This is a genomic window from Mucilaginibacter aquaedulcis (assembly GCF_030409325.1).
Taxonomy (GTDB): Bacteria; Bacteroidota; Bacteroidia; order Sphingobacteriales; family Sphingobacteriaceae; genus Mucilaginibacter; species Mucilaginibacter aquaedulcis.
In genome coordinates, this window is sequence record NZ_JAUFPR010000001.1 from 633569 (window position 1) to 652539 (window position 18971).

Here is an 18971-nt window from a genome sequence, read left to right on the forward strand (position 1 = left end):
TTTTTATGCGAGCGATTCCTTATTGTATTTGCTTCTGTACTCCAAAGGCGATAATCCTGTAATTTTTCGGAACAGTTCACGAAATGCCTTTACATCAGAATAGCCTACCTCGTACATGGCTTCATTAATTGTTTTACGGCTGGTTTCAAATATCCTTTTGGCCGATTCTATTTTTACCCGCTGCAAATACTCCAAAGGCGTGTTTCCTGTAGCCTTAATAAACCTCCGGTCAAAATGCCGCCGCCCTACGGCAAACCTTGCGGATAGGTGTTCAACAGATATTTTTTCGTGCAGGTTATCCTCCATATATGATTGTGCCTCTTTCACCATCTCATCGCCATGAAGTTTTTGTCCTTTAAAAATAATAAACTCCGATTGGCTTTGCCTGTCCATCTCTATCTGAAAAACTTTGGAACAGTAAATGGCGGTTTGCCTATCGTAATATTTCTCAACCAGGTAAATCAGCAAGTTCAAAAATGAGTAAGCACCGCCATTGGTATAAATGCCGTTCTCATCGGTGATCAGCTTATCGGTTTGCAAATTCACTTCAGGAAACATCTTCCTGAAAACATCGGCCACAGCCCAATGCGTTGAGCAGGCTTTACCATTCAGCAAACCGGTTGATGCCAGCAGAAAAGCGCCGGTACAAACGCTTGCTATTTCGGCACCCTTTTTATTTTGTTCGGCAATCCAGGTTACCAGTTCGCCATTGCCCTTTAAGGCATTGTTATAATTATGATTTAATGACGGAATGATAACCAGATCGGTTTTTGCTATGGCCGATACATGGGTATGCGGTTTTACCGTAAACAGGCCATCATAAAACTCCACCTCTTTTGAAATACCGGCCAGTTCAATTTTAAACAATTCTTTATGCCCGGTTTCTTTCCAGTACTCATTGGCCCTTGTCAATATCTTATATGAACCTACAATACTGCTCAGGTTATTCGGCCCGTCGGGTACAAGTATCGTGATATGTTTCATGGCTTAATTTTTTATAGTAAAGATAAAGCTTTACCCCTGTCCAAATCAACCCGTAACAAAGTCCATTTTACACCCTGTTAATTGTTTATGAGGGTCTTAACTTTATATCACCGTTACAAACTTAAAGTTCAACAATAATTTTAACCATGGAAAATCAAGATTTCACTGTCACCATTTCGGTACCCCAAAGCCCCAAACAAGCACTCGATGCCATCACCAATCTTCGCGGATGGTGGTCGGAAGAAATTCAGGGCGATACACAAAAGCTTAACGACGAATTTATATACCATTTTCAGGATGTTCATTATTGCAAAATGAAAATGATAGAGCTGATACCCCATCAAAGGGTGGTTTGGCTGGTTTTGGATAACTATTTCAAATTCACTGATGATCAGAGCGAATGGGTAAATACAAAGGTAGTTTTTGACATTTCACAAAAAGATGGTCAAACGGTGATCAAGTTTACACATGAGGGCCTGGTTCCGCAGCATGAGTGCTACAAGATATGTCACGACGCCTGGACCGGCTATATCAAAGATAGCTTATACAGCCTTATCACTACCGGCAAAGGTAAACCCAACTCAAAGGAAGATGAAACCTTTAATACCCAGCTGGCCGAAAAATGGAAGCTGGAGAAACAAAAACAGGATTTTACCACCTCTTTTTTAGTTGATGAAACCGCTGAGGAAGTATTTAACGCCATTAATGATATTAAGGCCTGGTGGTCAGATGATTTTACAGGTAACTCCCAAAAACTGAATGACGAATTTGAGGTCCGTTTTGCAGACGTTCATTACTCAAGGCAAAAATTAATTGAGGTGATCCCTGATAAAAAAGTAGTTTGGTTGGTTACCGATAGCGATCTGAGCTTTCTGAAAAATAAAACCGAATGGACAGGGACCAAAATTGTTTTTGAAATTTACACTAAGGACAACGAAACACAACTCCTTTTCACCCACATTGGTTTGGTACCCGAAATTGAATGTTTTAACGATTGTTCAAAAGGCTGGAATTACTACCTGCAAAGTTTATTGAGCCTGATAACCACAGGAAAAGGGCAACCCAACCTAAAAGAGGCCACTATATAAATTAAGAAGCCCTTCTGATTAAAATCAGAAGGGCTTCTTAATAATTCAGTTAACAGGCCCCATAGCCTCCATAGCACGGATAACACTGAACAGGACTTCGTTAACCGGCGTTGGTATATTAAAAGTTTTACCAAGCGCTATAACTTTTCCGGCAAAAATATCCAGCTCGCTTTGGCGACCGGCTTCAATATCCTGCAGCATGGATGTTTTACCGGCAGGATTAAGTCCGTCCACAATATGCAGAAAAGCATCCATGTCTGTCTGGTCAATTCCAATGCCTGCTTTTTTGCCTATCGTTAATACCTCATTAGCTGCGGTCACCATTAGCTGGCGGGCCCCTTTATTTAGCTGAAATACACCGTAAGGCGCTTTAAGCACCGCGGAAACCTGGTTAATACCCGTATTCATCATAAATTTGGCCCATAGCGCCCTTTGCATGTCAACAGGAATTTTAAAGGGAATAGCCGCTTTTTCAAACAGCGTTTTTATGGCTGCAACCCGCTCAGAATACACCTCATTATTTTTTTCACCAAAATATATCCAACCCGGAAATTGGTAGTTAACCGAGTTGCCTGTGCGCACCGCATCCATCCCAACACCGTAGGCATACAGCAAATGCTCCATACCTATCTCCGCGCCAATGATTTCTTCGCTGGAGATACCATTCAGCAGGGATATTACTGTAGTATCCTGATTAACAAACGGCTTAATATCATCAATGGCCCTGGCAAGCTGATGAGCTTTTACAGCAATAATGATCAGGTCGGCAGGTGCCTGCACTTCATCCCCCAGCGATACATAAGTAAAATCATATCTTTTATCATTGATAGTAATACCCTCCTTATTAAACCTGGCTATCCGGTCGGCATCAGCAATAATTCTTACCGATGCTGGGTTCATATCATATAAATGCGCCGCGTATAAACTGCCTAAAGCCCCTAAACCTAAAATATATGTTGTAGCAATTTGCCCATTGTTCATATCCCAAAAGTATAATTATTAAAAAAACTTAACATCGGGTTATTGTAATTTATATGCTTTGCTAACCTTACTCATTTAAACGGCTCTCATTTTACGCCGTTTTAAACATCTTCATATCAGCTTATTTTATTTAAATTTATAAGGTCAACTCAGTATATAAACCTAACCAATCTTAAAAAAATGCAAGCTACTACCATTAGCCAGGTTATTGACGCGCTTGAGGCCATCATTACCGAAAGCATCAATACCAATAGCCGAGTTGGTTACTTTGCTGCCTTGTACTATAAAGTAACGGCCAGTGTGAGGGATGGTATTGCCAAGGGCCAGTTTGAGAATGGGCCCCGCATGGAAAAATTTGATGTGCTGTTTGCCAACCGCTACCTTGATGCTTATGCCTCCTGGAAAAATAAGCAACCGCTTACCGGCTCATGGCGCGTGGCCTTTGAGGCTACCGAACAATCATCGGCACTGGTTTTACAGCAGTTATTACTGGGCATGAACGCACACATTAACCTCGACCTTGGTATTGCGGCCGTAGAAGTATCAGGCGGTAATATGGATGGGGTTGAGCGGGATTTTGATTCTATCAACACCATTATATCTGCGTTAACTTATGAAGTGATCAATGAGCTTACACGGGTATCCCCGCTGCTGTCGCTCCTGGGGCTGCATTCCTCCAATTATTCCATACTCATACAGTTCAGCATTGGTAATGCCCGCGATGGCGCGTGGTGCTTTGCAGAGGATCTGTTAAAAAAACAGGGCACCAGCGGTTATGCCGACTTTATTAATGACCGTGATAAAACCATTACCCAGCTGGCGCAGGGCCTTGCACATGCCACCGGCATTATGCGCCTTACGCTTTGGATAATTCATGTTTTTGAGTGGAAAAAACCTGCCAACATTATCAAAACCCTGCATCAGTACCAAAAGGAAAAAATTGTGATTAATACGGCTAATACTGTCCCGGTGGCGGTTTAATTGGGGTATTTACTGTTTTAGCGTAACAATTAAGTGATTAAACCTATCCAATTATTATAAAAAACTGCTGCTGTTTTAATTGTCGCAATTGCCCCGATAATTGTCGGATATGCCCATTTAGCAATTAAAACACCGGCCGTACATTTGAATATAAAATTTATACAGATGAAAAACGCAGGCAACACACTCAGTCAAATCCCATTGTTAATTATGGCCATGATGACTGCAAGCACCATACAGGCCCAAACTACCGAAGCCGGGCAATACGCCAACATAAACGGTATTAAAATGTATTATGAAATACATGGCACAGGCAAACCGCTGGTGCTGATACATGGCGGCGGCTCAACCATTAAAACCTCCTTTGGTAAAATAATGCCCATACTGGCCAAAACTCACCAGGTTATTGCCGTAGAGTTACAGGCTCATGGCCATACCAGCGACAGGGACGCGCCCGAAACTTTTGTACAGGATGCCAATGACGTAGCCGAACTGCTAAAACAACTTAACATTCCTAAAGCTGATATTTTTGGTTTTAGCAATGGCGGCCAAACGGCCATGCAACTGGCTCTTGATCACCCGGGCCGGGTAAATAAGCTCATCATCGCTTCGGCGTTTTATAAACGCGATGCAGCGCCCGCAGGCTTTTGGGAAGGGTTTAAAAATCCGCAGTTCAGCAGTATGCCGCAGATTTACAAAGATGAGTTTGCCAAAATAAACAGCGACCCGGCTGCCCTCATGAATATGTTTAATAAGGACGCGCACCGCATGTTCATGTTTAAAGACTGGAGCGATGAGGAGCTCAAATCAATACAGGCTCCTGCCCTTGTAGTAATTGGCGACAGAGACCTTGCCAGCGCCGAACATGCAGCTAAGATGGCCCGCTTATTCCCGCATGGCAGGCTGGCTATATTACCAGGAGGCCATGGCGAGTATTTTGGTGAAATGTACTTTCCGGATAAAGGAAGCAAAATACCCGAATTATTTGCTGCCATGCTTGATGAGTTTTTAGCCGATTCCTGAAACAAAACCGTGCTACTTTTTTAACAAAATAATAAACCTTTAAAACATCCTGCAACATGTCATTTCAAGGATATCTTACCACCATCAAATCAAAAACGGGCAAAGGCCCCGCAGATTTCAGAAAACTGGCCGAAGAGAAAGGCTTTACCAAAAACGGCGAGCTTACACCGGCCACCAAGGCCGGCGATATCACCAACTGGCTTAAAAATGATTTTGAACTGGGTCATGGCCATGCCATGGCTATTTATGCCCTGCTCAAAGGCATCAAGAACGAGGATAGTGAATAGTTGTTAATAGTTTCGCTACAAATGCAAGGCAGAATTATAGAAATTGCATAGCATACAAACGACTCACCCGGTCTACGCTTCGCTGGACCACCCTCTCTTCGCCTGCGGCGGAAAGAGGGTAAGAAAAGGAAATTTGTCATTGCGAGGAACGAAGCAATCGCGAACTATGCAAATTTGCTCTGTAAAGTTCGCGATTGCCACGCTACGCTCGCAATGACAAGATTGTTTTACCCTCTTTGTGGCTAAGCTGTAGAGAGGGTCGACAAGCGTAGCGATGTCGGGGTGAGTCGATAATAACCTGATTTGATGCAACCGCGTATACCCTCCCTGCCATTACACAATTCCATCGCACCCCTCCCGAAGGAGGGAATTAAAAAATATTCAAGGTATTTTCGCTAATACCAACATGCTGTTCACTTGCTTTGGCTAAAGCCTCTATCTTATATTTATTATCCGTTGGCTAAAGCCAACGGCAATGAATGAAATCAATCAGGGAATGTGTTCAGAATGGTTTTACGCTGAACCGGCCATTATTTTTAATTCAACTCCATCCCCATTTATGGGACGGAATTGAGAGTTGATCGGGCAATGGCTTTAGCCAAACCCTTTGCCCCCATTCATTTTTCAACAGTCATTGCAGCGCTGGCTTGGTTTGTCTACCTTTCGCCCCTTATATTTTTTTGATAACACCTGCCCATGAAAGTTATAATTGCCGAAAAGCCATCCGTTGCCCGGGAGATAGCCAAAGTATTTGGCGCTACCACCAAAAAAGATGGCTATATGGAGGGCAAGGGATACACTTTTACCTGGGCATTCGGCCACCTTTTACAGCTGGCTCCCCCGCAGGAATATGGCTTTTATGGCTGGAGTATCCAAAACCTGCCCATGTTGCCCCCTAAGTTTAAGCTCAGCATCCGCAAGGTAAAAACCAAGGACGGTATTGTTGAAGACCCATCGGTAAAAAAACAGCTTGATACCATTAAAGCGCTTTTTGATGAGGCTACCGAAATTATTGTTGCTACGGATGCCGGGCGCGAGGGTGAACTGATTTTCCGTTACATATATTATTATCTGAAATGCAAAAAACCTTTTAAAAGGCTCTGGATCTCGTCGCAAACAGACGAAGCCATTAAGGAGGGCTTTCGCAACCTGAAACCCGGCAGCGATTATGATACCCTGTTCAACTCGGCACATTGCCGTTCACAATCAGACTGGCTGGTGGGCATGAACGCCACGCAGGCACTCAGCATTTCGTCGGGCACACGGTCTGTGTTATCCTTAGGCCGGGTGCAAACCCCAACGCTGGCCATGATCTGCTCACGCTATATCGAAAATAAAAACTTTGTGCCCCAGCTATATTACCAGGTGAGCATTCAGGTTGATAAGGAGGGGCAGGTTTTTAAAGCCATCTCTGCCGATAGTTTTAAAACTAAGGAAGAGGCCCAAACAGTAGTTGATAAAGTTGAGGATGTACCTGCCGGTTTCCCGAATGGCGGCCATATTGTGAGTGTGGAGGCTAAGCCCCGCAAAGAGCCACCTCCACTGCTGCACGATTTGAGCAGCCTGCAACAGGAGGCCAACAAACGCAAAGGTTTTACAGCCGATCAAACCCTTAACCTGCTGCAAACCCTGTATGAAAACAAGTTGGTTACCTACCCACGTACGGGCAGCCGCTATATTGGTGATGACGTTTTTGCTACCGTACCGGCACTGATCGATAAATTTAAAGATCATCCTGATTTTGGGAAGCAGGCTACCTTTTTAACAACTGCCAAGCTTAACAAGCGCAGTGTTAACGCCAAAAAGGTTACCGACCACCACGCTATTTTGCCTACCGGCGAAACCCCTTACCAGTTATCTAATGATCTGCAAGCGGTTTATGATCTTGTAGCGGCCCGCATGCTCGAAGCTTTTCACCAGGAATGTATCAAGGAGATCACCAAGATCACTGTTCAATCAGGGGCCATATTTACAGCCAGCGGAACGGTGATCAGCTCGGCCGGATGGCGCGCGGTGTTGAATGAGCCCGATGAAGAGAAAAAGGACGAGGAAAATGCAAGCCTTCCCAAAGTACAGCAAGATGAACGCCTGCCGGTTGTGGACAAGGCCTTGCTTGAAAAACAAACCAAGCCCAAGCCATTATATAACGAAGCTTCACTATTAAAGGCATTAGAAACGGCGGGAAAGGAAATTGAGGATGAAGAGTTGCGCTATGCCATGAAAGATAGCGGGCTGGGCACACCGGCCACACGAGCATCTATCATTGAAACACTCATCAAGAGAGATTATATTACCCGTGAAAAAAAGAACCTGGTACCTACCGAAACCGGACTTAACGTTTATCATGTGGTAAAAGATCAGAAAATAGCACAGGCTGAATTGACAGGCAATTGGGAAAAACGTTTGGAAGAAATCAGGTCGGGAGCATCAGTTAATGACTTTCAGCAGGAAATAAAAACCTATACCCGCAACATTACGCATGAATTACTGCAAGCAGGCAAAACTTTAATGGTCAAAAACAAAATAACAGCTGATATTAAACCTTAAAAGAATAAAATTTTTACTTCAAGTTACTAAATCGTTATTTGTTGGTAATTTTTTGGATAAAAAGTAACTCTGGTATATTGGCCTATGGATATTTTTTTTATACTTGCGGTATCTATAAGGGCAAACGCTCTGTTTGCCAATTGTGATAAGGTTTAGGTTGAAAGTCCCCGGCGGCGAGCGCTTAGGGGACTTTCGTTTTATATAGCCAAATATAATGATATGGTTTCAAAAATGATATTACCTTATTATTAATTTTTTAATTATTTAAATTAGGAATTAACATTACATAATACCCAGTAAATCAACTAACTTTGAACTGACTAACGCACAATTAGTAAATTATTATTCTTATTACAAACTATCAGTATTCATGAAGCTGATCAAAAAAACATATTTTTTTTCGCTGATATTCCTGTTTTCACTGTCAGTTAATTCCCGTTTAGTGGCTCAGTCAAGACTTCAGCAATGGGATGACCGCATCATGATTGATCTGCAAAATCAGCGCACGCCCGAACAAACCGGGATATTCCTGTTTCTGAGCAATACACATCTTTATGGAGATATAGGCGTACCGGCAGGCTTGCTGGTAGGCGGTATTATAGGTAATGATAAACAAATGAGGCAAAACTCATTGTACGTAGCCAGCAGCACAGTACTAACAACCGGGCTAACCTATTTAATTAAACACATTGTTAAGCGCCCAAGGCCTTTTGTGCAAAATTTGAACATTACCCCGGTTTACAGGGCTGGCAGCACCTCATTCCCTTCGGGGCATACTTCCAGCAGTTTTTCTACAGCAACGGCTTTATCCAGGGCATATCCTAAATGGTATGTGATAGCGCCCGCGTTTTTGTGGGCAGGCTCAGTTAGTTACTCGCGCATGTACCTTGGCGTGCATTACCCAACAGATGTTGCAGCCGGTGCCGCTTTGGGTGTAGGCTCAACCTTTATTTTACAATCCCTTAAAAAATAACCCGTTATTTATTTGTCGGAGTGATAACCACATCTATTCGATGCTGCCGCTCAACAGACTGTTTTCTACTTACCCCCGACATCGCTGCGCTTGTCACCCCTCTCTTCGCCTGCGGCGGAAAGAGGGGTTAAATGTTGGCTCAAACAGATTGATGTTTTTCCTTTTCCCACCCTCTTTACGGCGAAGCCGAAAAGAGGGTGGTCCAGCGCAGCGTAGACCGGGTGAGTCTATTACACGACATGCAATCTTTAATGTCGCCCCCTAATCTAATTAGCAGGTACCGTAATAGTTTTACGCGTAATACTGTACGCGCTGAAATACCCAAGTGCGCCGCCGGTGATATTACTCATGGGGTTTGATGGCGCCGCGTTATTACCATCGCCTGAGGCACCGTTGGTTAAGCTGTAAAAGTATTTATACACAGGCTTGTCTATACATTCCATTTCAACCGTGAGTTGCTTGCCGGTGCGGATCTCCCGGCTTGGGGCATCATTGTCATTGTTAAAATTTAGTCGGCTGTTAACCGTTTGGCCGTTGGTAAATTCATCCTCATCAACAAATACAGTTTTCTCCTTTACGCCATCAATGTATTGGATAAACCGGTAATAATTTTGAACATCTGTAGGGTCTTTATAGGTCACCGTAGCCAGGCGTTGTTTGGTTTTATCCTTGTTGGTTGAAAATTCATCATCAACAACATAAATACTATCAAGAGCAACCGGCTGCGGCATGGTACTTACCGATGTGTAGGTTTTGTCATTAACCTTAACCGTTAAGCTGTAGGTATGGCCCGGCAGGCCCTTAAGCGCCGTGTTTTGATAAACTCCACTGCCGGTTGCATCAAATTGGTAAACATTACCATCACTTTCAATGCTTACCCGGGCACCGCTTACTCCGATGAAGCTATTATCGTCAGTAAATTTTTTCGACTGGCTGATAAGCACTTTGGCGCTACCCGCCTCACCAGATAGAGTACCTTCTATAACATATTGAGGAGCGCTGTTGTCGAGTTTAAGGTCAATAGCCTTTTCGCAGGAACTGAATAAACCCAGCAGCAGTAAAAAGGCGAAAAAACGTATGGTATGCATAGCCATTAAAATTTAAAGTTGTAAGTAATAGAGGGCACATAGGTAAACAAAGTGGTTTTAACCGCTTCGGTCCTATTAGGATCATCCTTGTTATCTCTGAAAAATATACGGTAGGCATTACGGTTGCCGAAAGCATTATACAAGCTAAAAGTTAACTCCGAGCTGTATTTTTTGGTTTTCTTCAACTGCTTGGTAGCCCCCAGGTCGAGCCGGTTATAGGCCGGCAGCCTTGATCCGTTACGACTCGTGTACAGGTAATAGTTTGTACCATCAATCTGATACTTGCCGCTGGGGTAAGTAACCGCATCGCCGGTATAGAAAACAAAATTGGCAGACAAGGTCCATTTTTCGTTCAGCTTATATATACCTACTACGGCCAGGTCATGAGTTCTGTCTTGCCGGGCGTTGTACCATTGGTTATCATTAATGCCATCAATCAGGCGTTCAGATTTGGAGAGCGTATAACTCACCCAGCCCGTTAAGCGTCCGGTTTTTTTCTTGATCAAGAATTCGGCGCCATAAGCCCGGCCCTTACCGTATAGCAATTGTGTTTCTATAGGCTGGTTGGTGAATATATTTGCGCCGTTTCGGTAATCAACCTGGTTTTGCAGTAGTTTATAATAAGTTTCTACAGTAAATTCATACTTATGCTCGGCCAGATCGCGGTAATAGCCTATCGAAAACTGATCGGCCAGTTCGGGCTTGATGAGATTGGTACTGGCTACCCATTTATCTGTAGGTGAGCCTGGAGTTGAGTTACTGATAAGGTGCAAATTCTGCGCGTTACGTGCGTAGGATGCCTTTACCGAACTGATGTCATTCAACTGAAAAGCGGCCGCCACCCTCGGCTCGGGGTTTAAGTAGGTTTTAACCACCTGGCCCGAATTGTAGTGTTTAAAATCGGTTATATCACCATCGGAATTAACATTGTAAAAAGTACCTGCGCCCAAAACACTGAAAGCAGATAATCTTAAACCATAGGTTAAGCTAAAACGGTCGGTAGCTTTCCAGGTGTCGCTTACGTAAGCCGCGTTATCCAGCGCGTAACGGGTTTCGAGCTTTTGCGATACGATGCCCGAATTGCCAGTGGCTGATATTTCACCAGGTTTAATGGTATGGTAAACACTGTTTAAGCCAAAACTCAGGGTATGATCACCGCCGATGTCATACTGCATATCCTCCTTAAAATTCCAGTCGTGAATGCGGGAGGTGATATTGTAATTGTTCACATCCTGCTTCAGCTTAATTTCGTAATCGTAATTGCTGTAAATAAATGATGTGTTGGAGAAAAAACGGTTATTAAAAATATGGTTCCAGCGTAGGGTAGCTGTTGTGTTACCCCAGTTAATACCGTTCACATTATCGGCCGATAGCACATCCTTACCAAAATAACCCGAAACATACAGGCGGTCCTTGTCCCCTAAAATGTAGTTTGCCTTGGCATTAATATCATAAAAATACAACTGGCTGCGGTTTATCGTAGTATCCTTCGCAAATTTCAGGAACACATCGGCATACGTGCGGCGGGCCGATATCAGGAAAGATGATTTTCCCTTTTGAATGGGGCCCTCTACATTAAGTCTGGCTGCAATTAAACCTATCCCCCCGCTTACACCAAATTGCTGGTTATTGCCATCGTTCATTTTAATATCTATAACTGATGATAGCCTGCCGCCATACTGGGCAGGCATATCGCCTTTGTAAATGCTTACATTTTTAATGGCATCGGAATTAAAGGTGGAGAAAAAGCCAAGCAGGTGCGATGCATTGTAAACCGTAGCCTCATCCAACAGCAGCAGGTTTTGATCGGTTGCACCTCCACGCACATAAAAGCCGCCGCTGCCCTCCCCGGCCGATTTGATGCCGGGTAACAGCTGAATGGTCTTGATCACATCATGTTCGCCCAATAGCACCGGTATATCATTTATTTCTTTGATGCTTAATTTTTCCACGCCCATTTGCGGGCTTTTTAAATCGCGGCCGCCTTGCGGGGTGGCGGTGATGGTAACAGTTTGCAGCTCCTGCGCGTTATCTTCCAGGGCTATATTCAGTTTTTTATCAGCTGTGAGCGAAATAGGTATCATCACCGTTTTTTGACCAATGGCACTAACTATCAACTGATGATCGCCGGCAGGTAGCGTTAACGAATAAAAACCATATCCGTTGCTTGAAGTGCCCTGCGCGCCGTTGGCTACGCGAACAGTAGCACCTATCATGGTTTCACCAGACTGTTTTGATGTAATTGTGCCGCTTATGGTAAATTTTCCTGTTGCCGGTTTTGCCGCCGGGTCGGCGCCCAACTTTTTTGGCTTCGTCGCATCGTAACGGATCAGTACATCCTGATCCAGTTCTGTAAAGCTATATGGATAAGCAGCCAGGGCGACATCAAGCACCTGCCTAAGGCTTTGCCCCTTTGCATTAATAGTAATTTTAACATTGCTGGCGGCCACAGCCTCATTATAGGTAAAGCGCACACCACTGGCAGCTGTAAGCTGGTCGAGCGCCTGCTTTAAAGGCACATTATTTAAATTAATAGTAATCGTTTTTTCTAAGGGTGATTGAGCAAAGGCATGTTTGCTGCCTACCGTGGCCATCAGTACGATGCAAAAAAATATTCTTAAAAGTTGGTGGAGCTTCATTAAAGGATAGATCAGGTTAGAGAACCACGGCGGTCCGTTTTTTTTCATAAATTTAAAGCGTTTAATATTAACCGGTCATTAGTTTTGGAAGGCAATGACTGATTGCAGGATTTAAATACATGCCCGGTTCCATTTCCCGAACCGGGCTTTTTTTTCATAGATGTATGCAGGGTAAAGAGCTAAAATTTCATAAGTATCTATTGTGAAAACATAAAAGGGTAAATAAATGATGTGTTTTAAGGATGCAGCAGGTAAGTGTCGTTCTGTTTTTCCCAGCGCACTTCCATAACAGCGCAAAGCTTATTAAGGGTATGATCAAGTGGCGCTGTGGTTTCCAAACGGCCGTAGAAAGCTTTGGCCGATAACTCAGGCGACAGGCTTATACGAATGCCATACTGAACTTCAAGCTCATGACTAACATCCTGTAACGATGCACCTTTGAAATCAAAGATCCCCTTACGCTGATCAAGGAATTTTGAAGCGGCAGGATAAGCTTCTTTTACCAGCCTGCCTGTAGCTTTTTGGTAAACGGTTCGTTGGTTAGCAACCACCATCTCAGCTGTTTTGCTGTTTGCGGATGATACGCCAACCTTGCCGCTAACAACGGTAACTTCGATAGCGGCCGTACGCGGGTAGGCCTGTATATCAAAACTGGTTCCTAATACTACTGTTTTTACAGCGCCCGACTGGATTACAAAAGGATGATCGGTATCATGTACAACTTCAAAATAGGCTTCGCCTTCAATATTTACATGACGTTGCTTACCCCTGAATTTATCAGGATAACTAATTGTGCTTGAAGGGCTGAGCCAAACCTTTGAACCATCGGCCAGGGTTAGCTGCCGGTATTGCCTTGCTGTACTTGCAAACTGTATTTGTTTTACAGGATCAATGGTATTCAATATAGGCTCGCGGAAAATTAGGCCGAGGCCAATGGCCAGTATAACAACAGCGGCTGCGGCCAGGCTGCGCCATAGCGGGAATATTTTTGCGGTGCTGGCAGGCTGCTGCTCATCTATTTTCGCGTTAAGCTTACTTAAAATGGAATTGCCCATCTCCTCCGTAGAGTTATAATGGCTATTGGTTATCAGAAGCTCCTCATCATTAAAATCAGCATACCACTCCTCAAACCTCAACTTTTCGTCGGGTGTAAGGGTACCTGCCAGCCATTTGTGGGCAAGTTCCTGGGGGTTAAAGCTTTTATTGTTCATAGCGACTTTAGGCGTGTTTTGATACTATAGTCAACTAATGCACCCTTTACCCTTAGTGGTAAATGAAAAATTTTCAATTATTTTTCAAGCAGGTATATCAGCAATGGAACAGATATATTTAATGTTTGGCGCAGCGTGCTCAGCGCCTTGGTCATGTGAGCCTCAACCGTTTTTTCGGCAATGTTCAATTCGGCAGCTATTTCGGCGTTGGTTTTCTGCTCTTCACGGCTCAGCAGGAAAACTATCCGGCATTTTTCGGGCAGGTTGTTGATGCTTTGCTCCAGTTGCCTGCGTAGCTCTTTTTCAGATAGCCATTGGCTGGTACTATCCACTTCGCGCGGGGCGCTGATGGTTAGGTGATCAATATGCCGTCTTTTACGGTATTGTTTGTCAAGATGATTGATGATCCGGTACTTAACCGCTACTGACAAATAGGTATTAACAGAATGAGTAAGTTGCAGGGTCGACCGCCGTTGCCAAACGCTCAGAAACACTTCCTGCACTGCTTCTTCGGCCTCGTGTTCGTCATCCAAACGGTTCATGGCTACCGTGAAAAGTTTGTCCCAGTAGCGGTTATACAGCTCCGTAAACGCCAACCGGTCACCCTTTTGGATCAGTTCCAATAACTGGTGGTCGGTAGTTGTTATTTCTGGTTGGGGGCGCTCCATATATTTGGTAAGACTATAAAAGGCCGTTTTCGTTACACGGCAGATTACAAGTTTACAAGAAATCTAAGTTACACAAGTAAACGCATAAGCTTTATCCGTTATTTTACGTTGAGGCTATAATTAAAAATATTAAGTTTATTATCAAAATCGGCAAACACAGAATATGCCGGTTGCTCCCTCCTGCAATTTTGGGCAAAGCCTTGTCATTTTTTTACCGATTATATTTTTTAAGGCAGGCAACCCAACATGGTTTTTGCAACGTATTCAAAATACAAACCATTTATTATTAATCAATTAATTACCCCTCCACTATGAAATTACGTAAAAATGTGCCCCTCGTTATGGCCGTCGTCGCGATCATGATCGCCGGCTGGTCGTGTTCTAAAAAAAACAACAGTATGGATAATCCCAGTGTTCCGGGCAATGCCGTTAAGCTGGCAGCAAACCCAACCTTCGGGAATATCATGACCGATGAAAAAGGAAAAACCCTTTACTTTTTTGCCATTGATGCAAACGGCGAATCGGGTTGCAGCGGTGGTTGCTTAACCGTATGGCCGGTTTTTTACCAGGCGAACTTAACGCTTGATGCTGGCCTCGACCAGAAAGATTTTGGCACCATAACCCGTGCCGATGGTGCAAAACAAAACACCTATAAAGGCTGGCCCTTATATTATTTTAAGGATGATGCCAACGCCGGCGATGTTAAAGGCGACAAGGTAGAAAACACCTGGTATGTGGCCAAGCCTGATTATACGGTAATGGTTGCCAATGCCCAGCTTTTGGGTGTAGATAATGTAAAATATAATCACCTGTATCAGCCCGGTACTGAGATAACCCAATACATTACCGACGATCGCGGACAAACGCTGTACTCATTCAGCAGGGATAAATCCAAAACCAACACTTTCACTGCTGCCAATTTTAGCAACAATACCGTTTGGCCGATTGACAGTGCAAAAACAATTCAGAATGTGCCGTCAATTTTAGATAAGACTCAGTTTGAGGTGATCACTGTTTTCGGTAAACCGCAACTTACTTATAAAGGCTGGCCGTTATACTACTTTGGCCAGGATATGGGTGTACGCGGCAGTAACAAAGGCATAGCATTCCCAAGACCAGGCGGCATTTGGCAGTATGATAATGCCTCATCGGTGGCAGCACCAACTAATTAAAAACCTTCATAACAAAAAAACGGGCAGGGAATTGTAAATTCTCCTGCCCGTTTTTATTTCAGATTAAATGTAAGCTTATAAGTGCAGCTCGTAGCTAAAGTTATCTGGTTTAGAGTATACCGTATATTGCGGCAAAGGTCGTGGGCCGCATGAGTTTGAACCCACACCCATGGTATGCGCGCTGATAGTTAATACGGTAGCTTCGCTTTTCGGCAAATCTATTTTGTACTCAACAGGCTCCATTTCTTCATCGCTATGAGGTTGTGCCGAAACCTGCAGTAAGCCGCCATTACGCTTAACGGTTAAGGCAGCACCATTCTTTCCGCTCAGCTTAGCCCAGCGAATATCTTCGTGATTGCCATTTTCCATTGGTTTTTCATAAGGAGTAACCTGCTGCTGCACTGTGCTTGAATATACACCTACATCAAAGCCGCTTTTACGATCATTATAGTTTTCCATAGGGCCACGACCGAAATAAGCAAACTGGTTAATATCTGTTTTCAGGAGCAAACGCACCCCCAGACGGGCCAGCACCACATTAGGATCACTGAATGATACATCATTATCGGCTTTAATAACTCCATTACCGGTTATGGTGTATGTAACCTTATGATGAACGGTAAAGCCTTGTTTACCTGTACCGGTTAAGCTGGCTGTTATTACAACTTTACCTTTTGCTTCCTGCACCGCGTTAACATTATCCGTTACCCAGGTAATGGTTTTGATACCATTTTTTACCCAGCCTTTATCGGCCCACATATCATCGTTACGGTGTGGTGCTCGCCATAAGTGCAGCATAGGGCCGCCGTTATCAGCTAATACATTGTTACCATTCTTTTCCAGCTTGGTGAATGTGCCTGTTTTTTTGTCGAACTCAATTTTAAAGTCTTTGCCTTTTACCTTCACCTCATTTGTTGAGTTGGATAATTCGAGCTCCTGCTGTGCAGCCGGATCTGCTGCCGCAGTAGCGGCAATTACAGGTATCTCTAACTGTTGCCATGCTGCTTCAAAACCTTTTTTCGCCCAAAGCTTATCGGTTGCGCTGGTGAATGATACGCGCAGAAAATACTCCGCACCCGGTTTAAGCTTACTTACAATGGTATAAGGTATCTTGATGTCTTTCTGCTCGCCCGGGTTTATCTTACCTATATCAAAATTACCCTTGGTAGTAACTACACCGTTTTCGCTCAACTGCCAGTTGCCAACAAAGCCATCCAGGTTAATGAACTGGTAACGGTTGGTAATTGTAACAATGCCGTTCTTAATATCTTTTGGCGTTACGGCTATCCACTGGTAAGCGTGTTTTAGCTCAGGGTAATGCGGTTTAAGCGACCTGTCAGATGCTACTACACCTTTGTGTATAAAGTACTGATCATTAGGATATTCGCCAAAACCCCCACCAAAAGCAATAATCGGATGCTTAGGGTTACGCCTGTTCCATACACCCTGATCCTGCCATTCCCAAATGGCACCGCCCAATAGCGTAGGGTATTTATCAAACAGGTTGTTATACTCATCAACCGAGCCCATGGAGTTAAACATGGCATGCGCGTACTCGCACAGGTAAAAAGGTTTGGTTAAGCTATCGGGCTGGGCATAATTTTCTACCTGTTTCAGGTTGGTATACATCTCGCTTTCAATATCTGCAGGGTTATCTTTACCTACACCAAAGCCCTGGTAATGTGTAGGGCGTGTGGGATCTAAACGTTTAACCTCGGCCAGCGCTGCCCTGAAGTTAGAGCCTCCGCTACCGCACTCGTTACCTAAAGACCATATAATAACCGATGGGTGATTTTTAAAGTTTTGTACGTTGGCTACGTTGCGGTCAATAATGGCGTCCTTTATTCTTGGGTCTTCATTAAATTCGTCCCAGGCACCATGACTTTCCAGGTTGGCTTCGGCAACCAGGTAAATACCATATTGGTCGCACAGTTCATACCAGCGCGGATCATCAGAGTAATGGCAGGTACGCACATGGTTACAGTTGGCCTGTTTGATCAGCACAAGATCTTTGATCATCTGTTCTTCGGTAACAGCGTGGCCAACTTCCGGCCAGTTCTCATGCCTGTTTACACCTTTTAATTTGATGCGTACCCCATTGATGGTAAATATGCGCCCTTTGATCTCAATAGACCGGAAACCTGTTCTTGATGATATAGTTTCTGTTGTACCGGCACCGTTTTTTAAATTCAATACGGTGGTATATAATTTAGGTGTTTCTGCGGTCCATTTTTGTGGGTTGCTTACCGGGAAGGTTATCTTAACGTTTACTTCTTCGCCTGGTTTTAATGCAGGCACTGCACCTTCGGCGGTAGCGCCCTTTACCAATACACCGCCATTATATAACGTAGCCGAAAGTTTATTGGCTTTAGTGGCGCTGGTGCTGTAGTTTTTCACTTTGGCGTTTACCTCAACAACGGCATTTTTGTATTGTTTATCCAGGTTGGTTTTCACAAAATAATCCCTGATATGCTCTTGTGGAGTACTCCAGAGCGATACATTGCGGAATATGCCGCTCAAACGCCACATGTCCTGATCTTCAAGATAACTGCCTGTGGTGAAACGGTAAACTTCGGCAGCTACCATATTTTTACCGGGATGCACGTATGGAGTAATGTCAAATTCGGCAGCGTTACGGCTGTTTACGCTGTAACCAACTTTTTTACCGTTGATCCATAGAAAGAATCCGGCATCTACCCCATCAAAAGTTAAAAATATACGGCGGCCGTTCCAATCGGCTGGTACCTCAAAATCGCGGCGGTAGCTGCCCACCGGGTTACGTTCGGCATAGGCGGTATATTTTTTAGGCGGTTCGCTCATTATATGAGGAAAATCCTTTTTAAATATATAGGTGTAGTTGCTGTAATAAGGAGTTCCGTACCCCTCTATCTGCCAGTTTGATGGCACTTTAATATCCTTCCAGCCAGATACATCGTAATCTGCTTTATAAAAATCAACCGGACGCTGTTGCGGCCAGGCAACCCAGTTAAATTTCCAGAGGCCGTTTAAGTTGCGGTAAAATGTTGAAGCATGGCGATTAGCCTTTAGTGCCTCCTGCAAATTAGCATAAGGCATCAGTGAAGCATGTGCGGGCTCCTTATTGATACCGATGTTACGCGGATCTTCAATTTCGGCAGGTACGGGAGCATCGCCCTTAACAACCGTATCGCGAAGATTAGTTCCCGCTGATGCAGCCATGGCAAAACTCAGAAAAGTGGAAAAGAGGAGTAGTTTTTTCATAGATAAGTAGATATATGGCACCTATGCAGGCAACGGCGCTATATGTAATAATTGGTTTACTCGATTTAGCAGGGCTAATATATAATGTA

At 43.9% G+C, this 18971-nt stretch carries 14 protein-coding genes; 7 read left to right on the forward strand and 7 right to left on the reverse strand.

Annotated elements, in window-relative coordinates:
- Nucleotides 1–3 precede the first annotated feature (3 nt).
- Nucleotides 4–984 carry a GlxA family transcriptional regulator gene (locus QWZ01_RS02665; RefSeq protein ID WP_290321673.1) on the reverse strand — a complete coding sequence of 327 codons (981 nt, stop codon included), beginning with the start codon at nt 982–984 and terminating at the stop codon, nt 4–6.
- A gap of 146 nt (nt 985–1130) precedes the next feature.
- Here QWZ01_RS02665 and QWZ01_RS02670 point away from each other — a divergent pair, with 146 nt between their 5' ends.
- Nucleotides 1131–2072 carry an SRPBCC family protein gene (locus QWZ01_RS02670; RefSeq protein ID WP_290321674.1) on the forward strand — a complete coding sequence of 314 codons (942 nt, stop codon included), beginning with the start codon at nt 1131–1133 and terminating at the stop codon, nt 2070–2072.
- A 45-nt stretch (nt 2073–2117) separates the two neighbouring features.
- On the opposite strand, the gene QWZ01_RS02675 is transcribed toward QWZ01_RS02670, so the two are convergent.
- A complete protein-coding gene (locus tag QWZ01_RS02675) occupies nt 2118–3053 on the reverse strand; it encodes a ketopantoate reductase family protein (protein WP_290321675.1) in 936 nt (311 codons plus the stop codon).
- Between the two features lie 180 nt (nt 3054–3233).
- Between QWZ01_RS02675 and QWZ01_RS02680 the strand changes: the two genes are divergently transcribed.
- From QWZ01_RS02680 to QWZ01_RS02700, 5 genes are all read left to right on the forward strand, one after another.
- Entirely contained in the window at nt 3234–4034 is an 801-nt protein-coding gene (locus tag QWZ01_RS02680) for a DUF5995 family protein (protein WP_290321676.1), read from the forward strand.
- Between the two features lie 165 nt (nt 4035–4199).
- Nucleotides 4200–5057 (forward strand): alpha/beta fold hydrolase, encoded by an 858-nt coding sequence (locus tag QWZ01_RS02685; protein ID WP_290321677.1) that lies wholly within the window; start codon nt 4200–4202, stop codon nt 5055–5057.
- Between the two features lie 56 nt (nt 5058–5113).
- The gene (locus tag QWZ01_RS02690) at nt 5114–5344 is read left to right on the forward strand and encodes a DUF4287 domain-containing protein (RefSeq protein ID WP_290321678.1); all 231 of its coding nucleotides are present in this window, start codon (nt 5114–5116) and stop codon (nt 5342–5344) included.
- A 696-nt stretch (nt 5345–6040) separates the two neighbouring features.
- Nucleotides 6041–7891, forward strand: a complete 1851-nt coding sequence (locus QWZ01_RS02695; protein WP_290321679.1) for a DNA topoisomerase 3 — start codon at nt 6041–6043, stop codon at nt 7889–7891.
- 370 nt (nt 7892–8261) lie between these two features.
- Nucleotides 8262–8864, forward strand: a complete 603-nt coding sequence (locus QWZ01_RS02700; RefSeq protein WP_290321680.1) for a phosphatase PAP2 family protein — start codon at nt 8262–8264, stop codon at nt 8862–8864.
- Nucleotides 8865–9130: 266 nt separating this feature from the next.
- Here QWZ01_RS02700 and QWZ01_RS02705 read toward each other — a convergent pair whose 3' ends face one another.
- The 4 genes from QWZ01_RS02705 to QWZ01_RS02720 form a co-directional block, all read right to left on the reverse strand.
- A complete protein-coding gene (locus QWZ01_RS02705; protein ID WP_290321681.1) occupies nt 9131–9952 on the reverse strand; it encodes a DUF4249 domain-containing protein in 822 nt (273 codons plus the stop codon).
- A gap of 5 nt (nt 9953–9957) precedes the next feature.
- The gene (locus QWZ01_RS02710; protein ID WP_290321682.1) at nt 9958–12639 is read right to left on the reverse strand and encodes a TonB-dependent receptor; all 2682 of its coding nucleotides are present in this window, start codon (nt 12637–12639) and stop codon (nt 9958–9960) included.
- Between the two features lie 188 nt (nt 12640–12827).
- Entirely contained in the window at nt 12828–13802 is a 975-nt protein-coding gene (locus tag QWZ01_RS02715; RefSeq protein ID WP_290321683.1) for a FecR family protein, read from the reverse strand.
- A 77-nt stretch (nt 13803–13879) separates the two neighbouring features.
- A complete protein-coding gene (locus tag QWZ01_RS02720) occupies nt 13880–14470 on the reverse strand; it encodes an RNA polymerase sigma-70 factor (RefSeq protein ID WP_290321684.1) in 591 nt (196 codons plus the stop codon).
- Nucleotides 14471–14781: 311 nt separating this feature from the next.
- On the opposite strand from QWZ01_RS02720, the gene QWZ01_RS02725 reads away from it, so the two are divergent.
- Nucleotides 14782–15642 (forward strand): hypothetical protein, encoded by an 861-nt coding sequence (locus QWZ01_RS02725; RefSeq protein ID WP_290321685.1) that lies wholly within the window; start codon nt 14782–14784, stop codon nt 15640–15642.
- A 75-nt stretch (nt 15643–15717) separates the two neighbouring features.
- Here QWZ01_RS02725 and QWZ01_RS02730 read toward each other — a convergent pair whose 3' ends face one another.
- A complete protein-coding gene (locus tag QWZ01_RS02730; RefSeq protein WP_290321686.1) occupies nt 15718–18882 on the reverse strand; it encodes a glycoside hydrolase family 2 TIM barrel-domain containing protein in 3165 nt (1054 codons plus the stop codon).
- Between the last annotated feature and the right edge of the window lie 89 nt (nt 18883–18971).

What these genes read in the sequence shown, in the direction of transcription:
- QWZ01_RS02670 (WP_290321674.1), top strand. Translation starts at nt 1,131, where the DNA reads ATGGAAAATCAAGATTTCACTGTCACCATTTCGGTACCCCAAAGCCCC.
- QWZ01_RS02675 (WP_290321675.1), bottom strand. Translation starts at nt 3,053, where the DNA reads ATGAACAATGGGCAAATTGCTACAACATATATTTTAGGTTTAGGGGCT.
- QWZ01_RS02700 (WP_290321680.1), top strand. Translation starts at nt 8,262, where the DNA reads ATGAAGCTGATCAAAAAAACATATTTTTTTTCGCTGATATTCCTGTTT.
- QWZ01_RS02715 (WP_290321683.1), bottom strand. Translation starts at nt 13,802, where the DNA reads ATGAACAATAAAAGCTTTAACCCCCAGGAACTTGCCCACAAATGGCTG.
- QWZ01_RS02730 (WP_290321686.1), bottom strand. Translation starts at nt 18,882, where the DNA reads ATGAAAAAACTACTCCTCTTTTCCACTTTTCTGAGTTTTGCCATGGCT.
- QWZ01_RS02695 (WP_290321679.1), top strand. Translation starts at nt 6,041, where the DNA reads ATGAAAGTTATAATTGCCGAAAAGCCATCCGTTGCCCGGGAGATAGCC.
- QWZ01_RS02685 (WP_290321677.1), top strand. Translation starts at nt 4,200, where the DNA reads ATGAAAAACGCAGGCAACACACTCAGTCAAATCCCATTGTTAATTATG.
- QWZ01_RS02720 (WP_290321684.1), bottom strand. Translation starts at nt 14,470, where the DNA reads ATGGAGCGCCCCCAACCAGAAATAACAACTACCGACCACCAGTTATTG.
- QWZ01_RS02725 (WP_290321685.1), top strand. Translation starts at nt 14,782, where the DNA reads ATGAAATTACGTAAAAATGTGCCCCTCGTTATGGCCGTCGTCGCGATC.
- QWZ01_RS02680 (WP_290321676.1), top strand. Translation starts at nt 3,234, where the DNA reads ATGCAAGCTACTACCATTAGCCAGGTTATTGACGCGCTTGAGGCCATC.
- QWZ01_RS02665 (WP_290321673.1), bottom strand. Translation starts at nt 984, where the DNA reads ATGAAACATATCACGATACTTGTACCCGACGGGCCGAATAACCTGAGC.
- QWZ01_RS02705 (WP_290321681.1), bottom strand. Translation starts at nt 9,952, where the DNA reads ATGCATACCATACGTTTTTTCGCCTTTTTACTGCTGCTGGGTTTATTC.
- QWZ01_RS02710 (WP_290321682.1), bottom strand. Translation starts at nt 12,639, where the DNA reads ATGAAAAAAAACGGACCGCCGTGGTTCTCTAACCTGATCTATCCTTTA.
- QWZ01_RS02690 (WP_290321678.1), top strand. Translation starts at nt 5,114, where the DNA reads ATGTCATTTCAAGGATATCTTACCACCATCAAATCAAAAACGGGCAAA.